At 45.0% G+C, this 15,219-nt stretch carries 10 protein-coding genes and 1 pseudogene; 5 read left to right on the top strand and 6 right to left on the bottom strand.

Annotation, left to right across the window (positions count from 1 at the left end):
- Positions 1–119: 119 nt before the first annotated feature.
- Complete coding sequence (gene serB, locus FTT86_RS05685) at positions 120–1,340, bottom strand: phosphoserine phosphatase SerB (RefSeq protein WP_180180787.1); 1,221 nt, start codon at positions 1,338–1,340, stop codon at positions 120–122.
- A 77-nt stretch (positions 1,341–1,417) separates the two neighbouring features.
- Between serB and FTT86_RS05680 the strand changes: the two genes are divergently transcribed.
- Entirely contained in the window at positions 1,418–2,671 is a 1,254-nt protein-coding gene (locus tag FTT86_RS05680; RefSeq protein WP_180180786.1) for a hypothetical protein, read from the top strand.
- Between the two features lie 94 nt (positions 2,672–2,765).
- Here FTT86_RS05680 and ppk1 read toward each other — a convergent pair whose 3' ends face one another.
- The 4 genes and pseudogenes from ppk1 to mhpT form a co-directional block, all read right to left on the bottom strand.
- A complete protein-coding gene (gene ppk1 / locus FTT86_RS05675) occupies positions 2,766–4,829 on the bottom strand; it encodes a polyphosphate kinase 1 (protein WP_180180785.1) in 2,064 nt (687 codons plus the stop codon).
- A 178-nt stretch (positions 4,830–5,007) separates the two neighbouring features.
- Positions 5,008–5,955 carry a bile acid:sodium symporter family protein gene (locus tag FTT86_RS05670; RefSeq protein ID WP_180180784.1) on the bottom strand — a complete coding sequence of 316 codons (948 nt, stop codon included), beginning with the start codon at positions 5,953–5,955 and terminating at the stop codon, positions 5,008–5,010.
- A 126-nt stretch (positions 5,956–6,081) separates the two neighbouring features.
- Positions 6,082–6,711, bottom strand: coding sequence for a bifunctional nicotinamidase/pyrazinamidase (pncA, locus tag FTT86_RS05665; protein ID WP_180180783.1), 630 nt, complete (start codon positions 6,709–6,711; stop codon positions 6,082–6,084).
- Between the two features lie 307 nt (positions 6,712–7,018).
- A pseudogene (gene mhpT, locus FTT86_RS05660) lies at positions 7,019–8,224 on the bottom strand (3-(3-hydroxy-phenyl)propionate transporter MhpT).
- Positions 8,225–8,946: 722 nt separating this feature from the next.
- Between mhpT and dapA the strand changes: the two are divergent.
- The 3 genes from dapA to purC are packed head-to-tail and all read left to right on the top strand — an operon-like array spanning position 8,947 to position 11,222.
- A complete protein-coding gene (gene dapA, locus FTT86_RS05655) occupies positions 8,947–9,846 on the top strand; it encodes a 4-hydroxy-tetrahydrodipicolinate synthase (protein ID WP_004281249.1) in 900 nt (299 codons plus the stop codon).
- 14 nt (positions 9,847–9,860) lie between these two features.
- A complete protein-coding gene (locus tag FTT86_RS05650; RefSeq protein WP_180180782.1) occupies positions 9,861–10,466 on the top strand; it encodes a lipoprotein-34 precursor (NlpB) in 606 nt (201 codons plus the stop codon).
- A 36-nt stretch (positions 10,467–10,502) separates the two neighbouring features.
- Complete coding sequence (gene purC / locus FTT86_RS05645; RefSeq protein ID WP_004281247.1) at positions 10,503–11,222, top strand: phosphoribosylaminoimidazolesuccinocarboxamide synthase; 720 nt, start codon at positions 10,503–10,505, stop codon at positions 11,220–11,222.
- Positions 11,223–11,525: 303 nt separating this feature from the next.
- Here the strand turns inward: purC and FTT86_RS05640 are convergent, their stop codons facing one another.
- A complete protein-coding gene (locus FTT86_RS05640) occupies positions 11,526–12,800 on the bottom strand; it encodes a replication-associated recombination protein A (protein WP_180180781.1) in 1,275 nt (424 codons plus the stop codon).
- A 263-nt stretch (positions 12,801–13,063) separates the two neighbouring features.
- Here FTT86_RS05640 and FTT86_RS05635 point away from each other — a divergent pair, with 263 nt between their 5' ends.
- Positions 13,064–15,202 (top strand): bifunctional diguanylate cyclase/phosphodiesterase, encoded by a 2,139-nt coding sequence (locus FTT86_RS05635; protein WP_180180780.1) that lies wholly within the window; start codon positions 13,064–13,066, stop codon positions 15,200–15,202.
- Positions 15,203–15,219 lie beyond the last annotated feature (17 nt).

Below are 15,219 nucleotides of genomic sequence, written 5' to 3'. Positions count from 1 at the left end.
CCGTTTAAGATGATCGATGTTTTTGTAGCCATATTTCAGCTATTCCTTATATCACTCACCTCATAAGCAATAAAAAACGCGACCCAAAGGTCGCGTTTAAAATCAATCAAAGCCTGTACTTATGCACGGTTCAGGTCTTTATCATGTACGCCGAGTAGATAAAGCACACCGTCCAGACCGACGCTAGAAATCGCCTGATTGGCATTTTGGCGTACCAAAGGTTTGGCACGGAAAGCCACACCGAGTCCTGCAATGGATAACATTGGTAAGTCATTGGCGCCATCACCAACTGCAATGGTTTGTTCCAGGGAAATTCCCATTTCTTGGGCGATTTCACCAAGTAAGAGTGCTTTGCGTACGCCATCGACGATATGGCCTTTGACTTCACCGGTAACTATACCATCCTGCACATCAAGCGCATTGGCATGTACTTCATCAATATCCAGTTTAGTTTGTAGATATTCCGCAAAATACTGAAAACCACCTGAAAGAATTGCAGTACGGTAACCCAATGCTTTTAAAGTCGAAATCAGGCGTTCAGCCCCTTCGGTAATGGTCAAACGCTCGGCAATTTTTGGAAGTACCGAAGCATCCATGCCTTTCAATAAAGCCACACGGGCACGGAAGCTTTGCTGGAAATCCAGCTCGCCTTGCATGGCACGTTCAGTAATTTCTGCGACCTGCTCACCGACGCCGGCTTCAATTGCCAGTTCGTCAATGACTTCCTGCTCGATCAGGGTTGAGTCCATATCGAAGCAAACCAGACGGCGGTTACGGCGATAGGCATTGTCTTCCTGCACCGCAACATCGACATTTAATTCATTGGACAGGCTCAAGCAGGCCGCACGCATGGCAGCTGCATCTAGCATTTGTCCACTTAACCCGAACTGGACACAGGCACGTTTTGGCCCTGCGCTCTGACCATCTAAAATGGGGCGGCCAGACAGACGGGTCACGGTTTCAATATTAAAGCCCTGACCCGAGACAATCTGGGTCACGGCTTGCAGATGAGAGGCATTTAATTCAGGGGCCAATGCCGTTACGATATAACGTGTGCGTCCACCCTCTTTGACCCACTGATCATATTCAGTCGCAGAGATCGGTTTAAAGCGCACAGTTAACCCGATATCATGTGCTAGAATCAGGATCTCCTTCATGGCTAATGCTGTCGCTGTCTGGTCTTCAGAGGCTACAACAATACCTAAGGTTAACTGATTATGAATAACCGCTTGCCCTACATCTAAAATCTGTAAGGAATGGGCGGACAAAACCTGCATTAATCGTGTAAATTGATTAGGCTGGTCAGGTCCTAAGAATGATATAAGAATGATTTCTCGCATGAATTGACTCGGGTCTGAGCTACAACTATTGTTAGAATCATAATCGAAATTGAACAGAATTGCCTTGGAAGTTTACGTTGAATGCGCCTAGACAAGGGCTATTTGCTAGCCTATTGATTGTAAGTTTTGCTCTGCATACCTTTTTACTGGTATTGGCAACCACTCACCAACTGAATGAAAACCGTGCCAATCAGGGACAGCTGATCACCAGTCAACTGGTGACAGACAGCCTGTCTGAGCTTGAACCGCCTAACCGCGTTTCTCTGGCGTTGCTGGCAAATCGTTATGCCACCAATCCAAGTGTCGCTTCCATCCGGATTCTAGATGCGAAAGCTCAGGTTTTAGCCACTGGCGGACTGACCAAAACTCGCGAGGGTGAAGTTTTTGTCCGTGATGCGCTGCAAAACGAGAAAAAAGTCGGTGTGATTGAAATCACCCTGATTGAACCAAGTATTGGTGAAATTTTGCGGACACAATGGCTGGCGATTCTGTTCTCTTTCATCATTCATGGTCTGCTCTGGGTCGCTTATCGTGCCGTGGCACGTCCAAGCCGCACCGAATATCTGGCGCGCATCAATAACGAATCGCGGCTGAAATTCGAGATTCAGACCCTGACCCAAGCATTGGAACAGGAAAAGCATAATGCGGCACTGGCGATTGCCCAAGCCCAACAGGCAGTGAAAAACAAAGCCAAAGAAAAAGAACATAAGCCGGCGGTACTGGAAAGCGATAGCCTGAGCTTAAACATCCAGTTCTACGATCCAAAACAGTTACTGGATAGCGTGAATAAAACCGTTTCGGTGCCTTATTTCAATCTTTGTCAGATTTTCCTGAATAAAGCCACTGAACTCTGTGTGCAACGCTACAAATTGAATAGTTCTGATATTTGTACCGTACATAAATTTGATGAAAAAGGTGCCACCATCAGTATCGCGGCAGACAAACCGAATGCCCTGGCCTGCCTGACCATGATCACTGCCGTGTTCCAGCTGCTTTCGGAAGTGCTGTATAAACGCTATCGTGAAGAAAAACGTTTTGTGCTACAAACCCGTAGCGCGATTGCCTCTAAAGTCGAAGAGATGCAGCTCAACTCGGTACAGGCTGCTGAGCGTCTGACTCAACATCTGGTCGCGAAAGAAAGTGCCTTACATGTACCGAACACCTTGCTGAAAGATGTGAGTGATCACTTCCAGTTGGTCAGTATGCCAAATCCAACTAATGTCCTGACCCGTCATGCTTTTGTGGTGAATGGCATGGATGCTGAAAGCGCCGAGCTGGCACAGACTTTTAGAACCGAAATTCTAAAATCCAAACAGTCCAAAGCCTCATAAATATCTCTGAATGTTTCAATTAAAAAGCCGGATTCAACATCCGGCTTTTTTATGGGGATAAAACAAATACGCCAGCGTATCTTGGGCTACCCCCTTAAATTTTTAACTGTTTTTGTTCCAGCAGATATTGCTGGGCATTATAAGGCTGGGCCGGATCCTGACAGGGGACTTTATGCCACTGACCCTCGGCATCTAACTCCCATGCATTGTGACAATCTTTTAAATAGCTGATCAGGCCATCTTTATAAATCCGTTTTTTCAGCTCTGGATCCAGCACCGGGAAACAGGTTTCCACCCGGGAAAACAGGTTGCGCCCCATCCAGTCAGCACTGGCACAATACAGTTTCTTGGCGCCGCCATGCTCAAAATAATAGACCCGGGTATGTTCCAGGAAACGCCCAACGATTGAACGTACCCGAATATTTTCCGACATACCGGTAACTTGTGGAATCAGGCAGCAGATTGAACGCACAATAAGGTCAATTTTTACCCCAGCCTGCGAAGCCTGATACAGGGCAGCAATTAATTGCGGTTCGGTAAGCGCATTCACTTTGATGATGATATGCGCGGCTCTGCCGGCCAGGGCAAATGCCTTTTCCTGTTCAATCAGTTTCAGCAATTCGCTATGCAGGGTAAACGGTGCATGCAGCAAGGCTTTCAGTTTGGCCATTTTCCCCATACCAGTCAGTTCCTGGAACATGCGGTGCACATCTTCACAGATATCCGGCTGTGTGGTCATCAGGCCATAATCGGTGTACATGCGGGCATTACCGGCATGATAGTTTCCGGTACCCAGATGCGCATAACGCAGTAATTCCTGATTTTCACGCCGGACAATCAGAATCATTTTGGCATGGGTTTTATAACCGACAATGCCATAGACCACGACCGCGCCGGCTTCTTGCAGGATATTGGCCACCATGATGTTAGATTCTTCATCAAAACGCGCCCGCAGTTCAATCACGGCTGTGACTTCCTTGCCATTCCGTGCGGCTTCTGCCAGCACCTGAACAATTTCCGAATCCGGACCACTGCGGTACAGCGTCTGCTTGATCGCCAGCACCGCTTGATCCTTGGCCGCTTCGCGCAGCAAAGTAATCACCGGCTGGAATGAATCAAAAGGATGATGTAGCAGCACATCCTGTGCCTTCAAAATTTCAAAAATACTTTTCTGTTTACGGAAAATTTTGGGAATGACTGGACTGAAATGCGGATACTTTAATTCCGGACGCTCAAAGCTGGTACTCAGGCGGGACAAATTGATCGGTCCATCTATCCAGTACAGTTCCTGTTCCGTCAGATCAAATTCATCTAGTAAATAATCGATGATGTTCTGTGGACAGTCATTTTCAATTTCCAGACGTACTGCACGACCAAAGCGGCGCGAACACAGTTCATCTTTTAAGGCCACTGCCAGATCGTCAACATCTTCTGACAGTACCAGATCGGCGTTGCGGGTGACCCGAAAAGCATAACATCCGGTCGCTTTCATGCCCGGGAACAAATCACTGATATGCTGCTGGATGATCGCAGTCAGAAAAATCTGGGTGGTATTGTTTCCGGTGACGTCTTCCGGAATTTTAATCAGGCAGGGTAAGGAACGTGGTGCCGGCACAATCGCCATCTCGATTTCACGGCCAAAGGCATCTTTACCTTCCAAGCTGATAATAAAGTTCAGACTTTTATTCACCAAACGTGGAAAAGGATGTGAAGGATCCAGACTGATCGGGGTCAGTACCGGTTGCACTTCTTTGGCAAAAAAGGCTGCAATCCAGGCTTTATGTTTTTCCAGAAGATCCTGGTATTGAAGAAACTGAATACCCTGCGCCTGAAGTTCAGGCAGAATTGCATGATTCAGAACTTCATACTGTTTGTTAACTGTGGCATGAATGGACTGGGACAGTTGTTGTAGAATCAGCTCGGTGGGTACAGCATCAGGCGTCCGAGTAGTCGCATTCAGGTCTTGCTGTTTCATCAGCCCGGCAATCCTGATTTCAAAGAACTCATCCAGGTTACGGGAAAAAATAATCAGGAAGTTTAAGCGCTCTAAAATCGGTAAATTCGGATCGAGTGCTTGTGCCAAGACACGACGCTGAAATTCAAATAAGGAAAGTTCCCGATTAAAATAGGTCGCTGACGAATGCTGAAATTGTTCCATGCCCTCTCAATGCTGCTGATTACAGTCTGTTGTTTCACATCATTGAGGGGCGATCTTAGGCAGACTTCATGACACTTATGTTACAAAGCTCGATAAATCCATATAAATTAATATTCTAACTTTTTCACATTACAAAAAATCTGGTTCCCAGCTTTTTTGTGCCATCATCAAACTGCAATTAGGTGTCCGTTTTTTCAGTTTGTCTGGCAGCCCAATAAGTGGCTAAAGCTGGCCCTGAAATATTATGCCACAGACTGAAAATGGCGCTTGGCAAAGCCGTCATTGGAGATGCTGCAAAATGGGTCGCCGCCAAGGCCACACCCAGACCAGAATTCTGCATCCCCACTTCAATGGATACCGCACGACAGTCTATTTCTGCCAAGTGAAATATGCGACTGGCCCAATAACCCAGTAAATAGCCCATACCATTGTGTAAGGCCACGATCCCTAAAATCATTAAACCGGACTCCAGAATCTGGGCTTTGCTGCCGGCAATAATCGCCGCGACAATTGCCACAATTGCAATCACAGAAATCAAGGGCATTACCTGAATATAGGCCGTGACTTTTTGCTTGAGTAGCGCCCGTACGATTAAGCCCAGAATAATCGGGAATAATACCACCTGTAAGATCGACACCAGCATCGACCAAGCATTGATCTCAATCCACTGACTGGCCAATACATAGAAAATGGCCGGAGTTAAAATGGGCGCCAGTAAAGTCGAAACTGAAGTACAAGCAACAGACAAGGCGGTATTGCCCTTGGCCATATAGGTAATCACATTGGATGCAGTTCCGCCCGGACAGCAACCTACCAATATCACCCCGATCGCAATCTCTGGCGGTAGTTGAAACAATTTGCACAACAGATAAGCTAAGCCAGGCATCACCACAAACTGGGCGACCACGCCAATCGCTACTGCTTTCGGACTTTGCAGGACACTTTTAAAATCTCCCACGGTCATGGTCATGCCCATGCCAAACATAATGATGCCCAACATCCACGGAATATAAGCCCGTAACCAGACAAAAACTTCAGGGACCATCAAGGCAATGCCGGAAAAAAGTACGACCCATAAAGCAAAGGTTTTTTGGACAAATTGGCTAAACTGGAGCAAGGCTGACATGGGTTTCATCCAGATGACATTAAGGGAGAAAAAGTAAGATAAAACAGGCACCCGTTGACGCCTGAATTTTTATATTTAAATATAAATAAGATCAAAGGAATATTTAAGTTCTATCCCTATTCAGCTTTAAGCTGCTTGAACAATATCTTTCACATAGATACGTTTTACGCCATGCGACAGCATATCCTGCCAGGCATGTTGCAAGGAACCATTCAGGTCAATGCCCTTGGTGGCATCGGCAATCACATAGGTTTTAAAGCCCAGTTTGCAGGCATCGATTGCAGTCCAGGCCACACAAAAGTCCGTAGCAATCCCGACCACAAATACGGTATCAATCCCACGTTCACGCAGATAGCCAGCAAGACCCGTCGGGGTTTTCTGGTCAGCTTCCATAAAGGCCGAGTAACTGTCGATCTGGGAATGAAAACCCTTGCGAATGATGAGTTGTGCTTGTGGTAAATTTAAATCCGGATGCAGTTCGGCATCGAGTGTCCCTTGCACACAATGCTTTGGCCATAAAACCTGACTGCCATAATCCAGCTGAATACTGTCATAGGCTGCTTTGCCGGGATGGTTGTCTGCAAAAGAAATATGGTTATCCGGATGCCAGTCCTGAGTCAGGATAATATGCTTAAAATGCTGTCCCAATAAATTGATATTTGGAATAATCTGGTCAGCATTGGCTACAGCCAGATTGCCTCCGGGAGTAAATCCTCTTTGTACGTCTACGACCAGTAAAGCGACATTATTCTGCATCTGTTTTCATCCATTGAAATTTCGATTTATGCCCAAGCATAGCGCAAAATACTCGAGGATTTTTAGCCCTGCTGCTAAAAATGGTATGACTGTGTATTCTCAGCATGCGCATATGAGCAGATTAATAGATTCATTATTTTTGACAAAAAAGGATGGGTTCCGCGCTTGTATCAAGCTAGATCTCTACAAAAAAATAAGTTTTAAGATAAAGTGATGAGTCTTTCTAATAATAAAACAGTGTATTTAATTCTTAAATTCTGAAAATAAAAAAGCCTGCAAAAGCAGGCTTTTTTTAAATCTTGGAATATTACACTTTGGTGCGATTCACTAGGAACAGCATACATAATGCAGAGATGATGATACATGGGATCGCAGCGGTAATGACCCCCGCAGCACCAAAACCTGCTGTCAGTAACTGACCAGCAATGACTGGACCCAGCATAGCACCAATACGGCCAACTGCAGACGCAACACCAACACCAGTACCACGCACTTCAGTCGGATAAACGATACTACCGAAGGCATACAGTACGCCCTGACAGCCAATCACGAAGGCACCGGCCAATGCGGCTGCCATATACATCTGGTTCAGCGAGCTTGCACCATTCAGCGCCAGTAGACCTGCCAGAATGCCCCCGTACATCAACAGGATCACATAGGCTTTCTTCCAGCGGTCGGTCAGCATACCCAGAATAATCGTACCTAGGGTCGCTGTAACCATGAAGTAGAATTGTGCGGTTGAACCATCTTTACGTGTGAAGCCGAGTTCCATAAACAATGATGGCAACTAGCTCAACATGATGTAAACCACCATCAAGGTAAAGAAGTAACTCACCCAGATACATAGCGTACGTAACAGGTTGTCCGAATTAAACAGGTCCTTGAATGAACCCTGCGGTGCAACAGCAAGCTCTGCAGCCGTTTTATTCTGTGCTTTCAGGTATTCCTTCGATTCAGGCAAAAATAGCATCATCAGCGGAATGGCAAAAATCGGTAACAGGCCACCGAGATAGAAAACATTTTTCCAGTTGGCGCCAAATTCAGTCGCCGCAATTAAAGATAAAATTGCTGCACCAACTGGCATGCCACAGTACATCAAGCCCACTGTACGACCACGATTTTGTGGAGAGACTGCTTCAGAAGCAAGTGTGATCAGAATTGGCATCGCGCTGCCCAGACCTGCTCCAGCCAGGAAACGCACTGCCAGCAAGCTGTTAAAGCTATTGACCCAGACGGTACATAAGGTAAATACAGCAAATACTGCTGTCGACCAGATCAAGACTTTCTTACGGCCAATGCGGTCCGCAAATCGCCCACCAACCAGTGCACCCGGTAATAAACCCAGAATCCCTGCACTAAAAAACACACCCAACTGGGAACTATCGAGACCAAAATGCTCACGAATACCTGCAGCAGCAATTCCGGCTGCCTGAATATCTAAGCCTTCAATCACCGCAATCAGAAAACAGATCGCGACCGTGACGATAGCATGCTTATTGTCTGATTTTTCCATTGGATTATCCTTGTTCAATCAGCGTTACAAAAGACAGCCATCATCTATGAGCCTGATTGCAGAAATAACTATCAATAAGTTGAACATTTTGCTTAGATATTCCCAAAGGAGTAGAGGCAGATAAAAATAGGATAAGACCAGATAAAGTCGCAAAAACACTTAATCAGAACACCATAAAGTTCAAGACCTAGACTTTAAGGCTTATACATCAAGTTAAAAAATTAACCGATAAGAAAAAAATTCTCAATTTATTGATATTTAAAAAGATTAGTCTTAGTCGTTTTTGGCTTTATTTGTTTTGGTGCGAGAGTGCGATCAAGATGTACGAGGTCTCAATTTATCCAATATAACTATTAATCCAAAATTAAAAGGCATAAAAATGGCAGTTTTCAGCTGATCTTTTTGCACAAGCCTTATCATTATTGGGTTCATTTGGGGTAATCTCCTCCATTGTCTAGACTGGAGACATAACTTTGGTCTCAGGATTTTGCTTTATAAATCATCTTATTTATTACTTGATTGTTTCCAAAGGGCTTTGTATAAAGAATTCAGTAGCTTTTACTAAAGCATATTGTTCTTATGCGTTTGATCAGTCATAATTTGCATAAGCAATATTCAATTCAATGCAAATCTATTGAATTTGCTATAAATCAAAATACAAATCCATCCCAATTTATGTTTTCTCATTCCTTTCGGATGGACAAATAGGATAGTTTTTTAAAATGACTCAGCAAGCACAGACCATTCAAGGTTCCATAGTCGCAATCGTCACCCCTATGTTTGAAGATGGCAGCGTAGATTGGAAGGGTCTCGAGAAGCTGGTTGAATGGCACATTGCAGAGGGCACCAACAGTATTGTCGCCGTTGGAACAACAGGCGAAGCCTCTACTCTCAGTATGAGTGAACACACCCAGGTGATCAAAGAAATCATTCGTGTGGCCAACAAACGTATTCCTATTATTGCCGGCACAGGTGCAAACTCGACCCGTGAAGCGATCGAACTGACCCGCGAAGCCAAAGAGCTGGGGGCAGATGCCGCTTTACTGGTGACGCCATATTATAATAAACCGACTCAGGAAGGCTTGTATCAGCACTATAAAGCTATTGCTGAAGCCGTTGATCTTCCACAGATTCTTTATAATGTTCCGGGCCGTACCGGTGTGGATATGGCCAATGAAACCGTGATTCGCCTGGCGGATATTCCACAAATTATCGGTATTAAAGATGCGACTGGCGATGTACCGCGCGGTGCTGAACTGCTGCAAGGCCTTGTCGGTAAAGATATGACTGTTTATTCGGGTGATGATGCAACTGCGTATCAACTGATCGGTCATGGCGCCAAAGGTAATATCTCGGTCACGGCGAACGTGGCTCCGAAAGCCATGAGCGAAGTGTGTGCAGCTGCGATTGCCGGTGATGCAGCCACAGCTGAACAGTTAAATGCTCAGGTTGCAAATTTACACAATATTTTATTTTGCGAATCGAACCCAATTCCTGTGAAATGGGCACTCCATGACATGGGCTTAATTGGTACGGGTATTCGCCTTCCATTAACACCACTTGCAGAACAATATCGCGCTCCGCTTCATGAAGCACTGGTCGAAGCGGGCGTTATCAAATAAAAGAGCACAAGATTATGCAATTACGTTTAGGACTTAGCCTTACACTTTCAGTATTCAGTTTGGCAGGTTGTAGTTCAATGGCCTTTAATAACGGCACTTTAGACTATAAAGAGACTACTACCCTGGAAGCTTTACAATATCCTGAAGGCGCCATGGTTCGTCCTGCAACGCCATTGTATCCTGCTCCAACAGTTGATCCGCTTGCAATTGAACATGCACCGAAGCTTGAAAACCAGCGTGGCAACCGTTTTGCTTTGCCACGTCCACAAGCCCAGACTGAAAACTCAAATACAGCTGATCTAACCGAAACCAATACGGTGGGTAAACCACAGTTGGTTACTGACGGAAATCTTAATCCGCTGCTTAAAATTGAGGGAAATTCTGCTACAATTTGGCAATATACACTTGCCACCCTCAGCAGTCTGAATCATAGCATCGTTGCGCAGAGCAAAAATCGTTATGAAGTCACGATTAAGGTCGACCAGCAGACCTATGTATTAAGATTATCTTCTGTCGGTTCAAGTAATAACCTCGCTGTGTTCAATGCCGATAACAGTTTTGCCGACCGTGAAAAAGCCGCAGAACTGCTTAACCAGATTTACCAAAATTGGCCAGCCTAGACATTTCTAGGCATTTTTTTTGTAAAAGGTTCCCTCATGTTAAAACAAACCTTGCTCTATACTGGTAAAGCGAAATCTGTCTACACCACAGACAGTTCAGACCATCTGATTTTAGTCTTTCGCGATGATGCCTCAGCATTCAATGGCGAAAAAATTGAGCAACTAGATCGTAAAGGCAAGGTGAACAACCGTTTTAACGCCTTCATCATGGAAAAACTGGCAGAAGCGGGAATTGAGACCCACTTTGAAAAGCTACTGACTCCAAATGAAGTGTTGGTGAAAAAACTGGATATGATCCCGGTTGAATGTGTGATTCGTAACTATGCAGCAGGTTCTTTATGCCGCCGCCTGGGTGTGGAAGAAGGCAAGGAACTGACTCCTCCAACATTTGAATTGTTCTTTAAAGATGATGCGCTTGGCGATCCAATGGTCAATGAGTCACAAGCCATTGCTTTAGGTTGGGCAACTGCTGAACAATTGGCGAAAATGAAAGAATTGACTTACCAAGTGAACGACGTGCTTAAAGCATTGTTTGATGCAGGTAACATGATTCTGGTCGATTTCAAACTTGAATTCGGCGTGTTCCACGACCGTATCGTACTGGGTGATGAATTCTCTCCAGACGGTTGCCGTCTATGGGACAAAGACACCAAGAAAAAACTAGATAAAGACCGTTTCCGTCAAGGTTTAGGCGGCGTGGTTGAAGCCTATGAAGAAGTAGCTGGCCGTTTAGGTATCAATCTAGACAACATCTAATCTGTAAATGCGCAGATTCGAAAGAACCGAGCTTTTTAGCTCGGTTTTTTTATTTCCGGCTTTTAATCGGAAAAATAAATTTTTATTATTAAAATGATCGTTTTTACATCAAAAACTACATGCATTAATATCATCTCATACCAAGCAAATCAGTGAGTTGATGCATTCACTCCATATTTGCCGACCAGATTTCTCCTCTACCCTCTAGGATGTTATCTCCCTCAAAAAACATCCTACTTTCAGCCCAATTCGCCTTGAATTGGGCTTTTTTTTAATCTGTTCAATTAGTTAGGATATCCAGCTTTATTGCTGCTGTTGTTGCTGTTGCCAACGGCGTTGCTGTAATCGCTCTCCTTCAACTTCACGTTTATTACGTGCTGATTCATACAGTTTGGTATTTTTCAGTTCTGGTGGCATATATTCTTGCAGTACAAAATGCTCCGGATAGTTATGCGGATACAGATAATCCACGCCATAGCCCTGTTCTTTCATCAGCTTGGTCGGTGCATTTCTTAAATGTAAAGGTACAGGCAGATTTGAGGTTTTGTCTGCAAGTTCCATCGCCTTGTTAATCGCCAGATAAGTACTGTTACTTTTGGCACTGGTCGCCAGATAAACCGCACATTGTCCCAAAATAATCCGACATTCTGGCATGCCTACGGCTTGCACAGAACGGAAACACTCACCCGCCAGCAACAAAGCGTTCGGATTGGAATTGCCAATATCTTCAGATGCGGCAATCAGCATACGCCGTGCAATAAACACCGGATCTTCGCCGCCTTTGAGCATGCGAGCCATCCAGTACAAGGCTGCATCCGGATCACTGCCGCGAATCGATTTAATAAAGGCCGAGACCAGATCATAGTGCTGCTCACCAGACTTGTCATAACGGGCAATATTTTGCTGTGCTACTTTTACCACCACCGCATTGGTGATGATATTTTCCATATCCGCTTCAAAGGTACTAGCAATCAGATCCAGTAAATTTAGCGCCTTGCGGGCATCTCCTGCCGCGAACTGGATCAGGGCATCAAATTCTTCAATCAGGATATGGCGTTCCTGCAAAAAAGAGTCATTTTGTAAGGCTTGTGTCAGCAGAGTCTGAATCGATTCAGCGCTCAATGCATTCAGGCTATACACCTGACAACGTGACAATAAGGCACTATTCACTTCAAAAGACGGGTTTTCCGTGGTGGCGCCAATTAAGGTAATTTTCCCCTTCTCGACCGCATTTAACAGTGCATCCTGCTGGGATTTATTAAAGCGATGAATTTCGTCAATAAACACCACTGGCGTCAGCAAATCGCCACCTTCTGCAATGATTTCACGCAGCTCTTTCACGCCGGTATTCAGTGCAGACAGGCTGATAAAAGGCCGGTCTACCGCTTGAGCCAGCAGTAAGGCAATGGTGGTTTTTCCGACTCCGGGAGGTCCCCAGAAAATGATCGAAGGCAGATGCCCCTGATCAATCATCTGGCGTAAGGGCGCCTGCTCACCCAGCAAATGTTCCTGCCCGATAATCTGTGTAAGGTCGCGTGGCCGTAAGCGTTCTGGAAGCGGGATATGACTATCTGACATGTTATTATTGGCTCAAACTAAATTCTGATCTCATTCTAACATCAGCAGTTTTGATTCCAAGAATGCAAACATCAAGCATAAAAAATTAATTTATGTAGATATCCTCTATTTTTTTAATTCTGAATGAATTAATCTCTATAAAAGCGAATAATTTGAACATGATTAATTGTGAATTAATTACAGTTTAATTTTCATATTGTTTATTCTAATTAAAAGAAACTTATCTCGCCCCTTGGGCACTTTTGGGTTGTAGTGGTGAATGCATGAAGCATGATAAATTTGAACAGGGAGCTGTGAGTCGGTCTAAGCCACTGACGTCATCATCACTGATTGCACCCCACGTTCACTTGTCTGAATCGGTTTTGTTAAAAAATCTGATCGATGCCTTACCGCAACCCTTGTGGGTCAGCAACAAAAAACATCTGCAATATTTTAACGATGCCTTGACTGATTATCTTGGCGTGAACCTGAATGAACAGGGTCATCCGCAATGGCAGAGCTTTATTCATGCAGAAGACTTGCAGCTGTTTTTAGCGCAGTGGCATGCTGCGCTGGATCAGCATCAGAACTTTGAAACCCAGTGCCGGATTAAACGCAGTGATACCCATTATCGCATGTGTACCCTAGCGGTAAAATTTCATCATGAACCTGAACATTTGCTGCAATGGGCCGTTTCCCTGACTGATGTGCATGATTATTTTGAAATCCAGCAACAACTTTCTCAAATCGTTTCAACTCAGGAAAATATGCTGGATGCCAGCGCAGACTGCATTAACATTATCAGTCCTGAAGGTGAGATTCGGCATAGCAACCAGTCTGGCTGTCTGGCACAAGAAAATGAGACCACAGAACAAGATCAAGACCGTTCATTATGCTGGTTAAATCGCTTAACCCCTGAAGCCCGAAAATCCGGACAACGTGCTCTGAAACAGGCTGCCCAAGGCTTAAACAGTCGTTTTTCCAGCAAAATTCAGATCAAAGATCAACCAATCCAATATTGGGATCATCTGCTCACCCCGATTCTGGATCAGCAGAATATTACCCAAAATATTCTCTGTGTATCACGCAATATTAGTCAGCAAAAAATTGCAGAAACGCGGTTAAAAGAAGTAATTAAACGTGATGAACTGACTGGCCTGTATAATCGCAGTACCTTCTATAAAACCTTTAAACAGGTACTGTTAAAGGCCAAACAACAGCAGACCATGGCGGGTTTACTGCTGATTGATCTGGATTATTTCCGGCATATCAATGATACCTTGGGCCATATTGCCGGCGATCATCTGTTACATGTCTTGGGCAAACGTTTCCAGACCTGCTTCGGGTCAAATACCATCATCGCCCGTTTGGGTGGCGATGAATTTGCCGTACTGGTCAAAAATTTGGAAAGTGAAGAACAGCTGCTGGCAACGGCGCAAATGGCCTATGCCCAGCTAGATCAGCCCATCAATTATGTCGGCAATAGCATCAGCAGTGCCATGAGTATAGGCTGTGCCATCTATCCACGTGATGCATTGAATACCTCTAATCTGCTGAAATGTGCTGATATCGCCTTAAATGACCTGAAAAATAGTGGTCGTGGTGGCATCCGCATGTTTAATCAGGAAATGTGTGGGTCACTGGAAAATATAACCAAGCAGCTGACTCTGGCTCGCAAGATTATTCTGGCCGATCAGATCATTCCCTATTACCAACCTAAAGTACGTCTTTCTGATGGTGCAGTGATTGGTTTCGAAGCACTATTACGCTGGCAAGATCAGAATCAGAACATTCAGTTACCTTCCGAAATTTTTGCTGCCTTTCAGGACTATGAGCTGGCCTCACGCATCAGTGAGACCATGCAACTGAAAGTCTTTGCAGATATGAGTCGCTGGCAGGCACAAGGTCTGGATCTGTTACCGATTTCCATCAATGCTGCACCGGTCGAATTCCTGCGCGATGACTATGCCGAAAAACTGTTGGCACGCCTGCCCAATTTCGATATTCCGGCCCACAAAGTTGAACTGGAAATTACCGAACAGAGCCTGTCCGAGCATGGTGCCAATTATGTGGTTCGCGCCCTCAACCTGCTGAAACAGGCTGGAATCCAGATTTCGCTGGATGATTTCGGCACTGGACATTCTTCGCTGACTCGCTTGCAGGACTATCTGGTCGATTGCATCAAGATTGACCGCAACTTTGTAGAACGCATGAACAGTGACCCGTCTGCCCTGGCTATTGTCAAAGCCATTACTCAGATAGGCTCTAGTATTGCACTGGATGTTCTGGTGGAAGGAATCGAGAATACAGAACAGCTGGATACCCTGATCCATTGTGACTGTCAGATAGGACAAGGATTCTATTTCTATCGCCCGATGGCCGGTGCTTCGGCTCAGGCTCTACTCCATCCAGCAGATCAATAAACGCATCACGCAGGCCG

Source organism: Acinetobacter sp. YH01021 (assembly GCF_013420255.1).
In the GTDB taxonomy this organism is placed as follows: Bacteria; Pseudomonadota; Gammaproteobacteria; order Pseudomonadales; family Moraxellaceae; genus Acinetobacter.
Note: the sequence above shows the minus strand (reverse complement) of the source record. Positions and strands in the feature narration are given on the sequence as shown.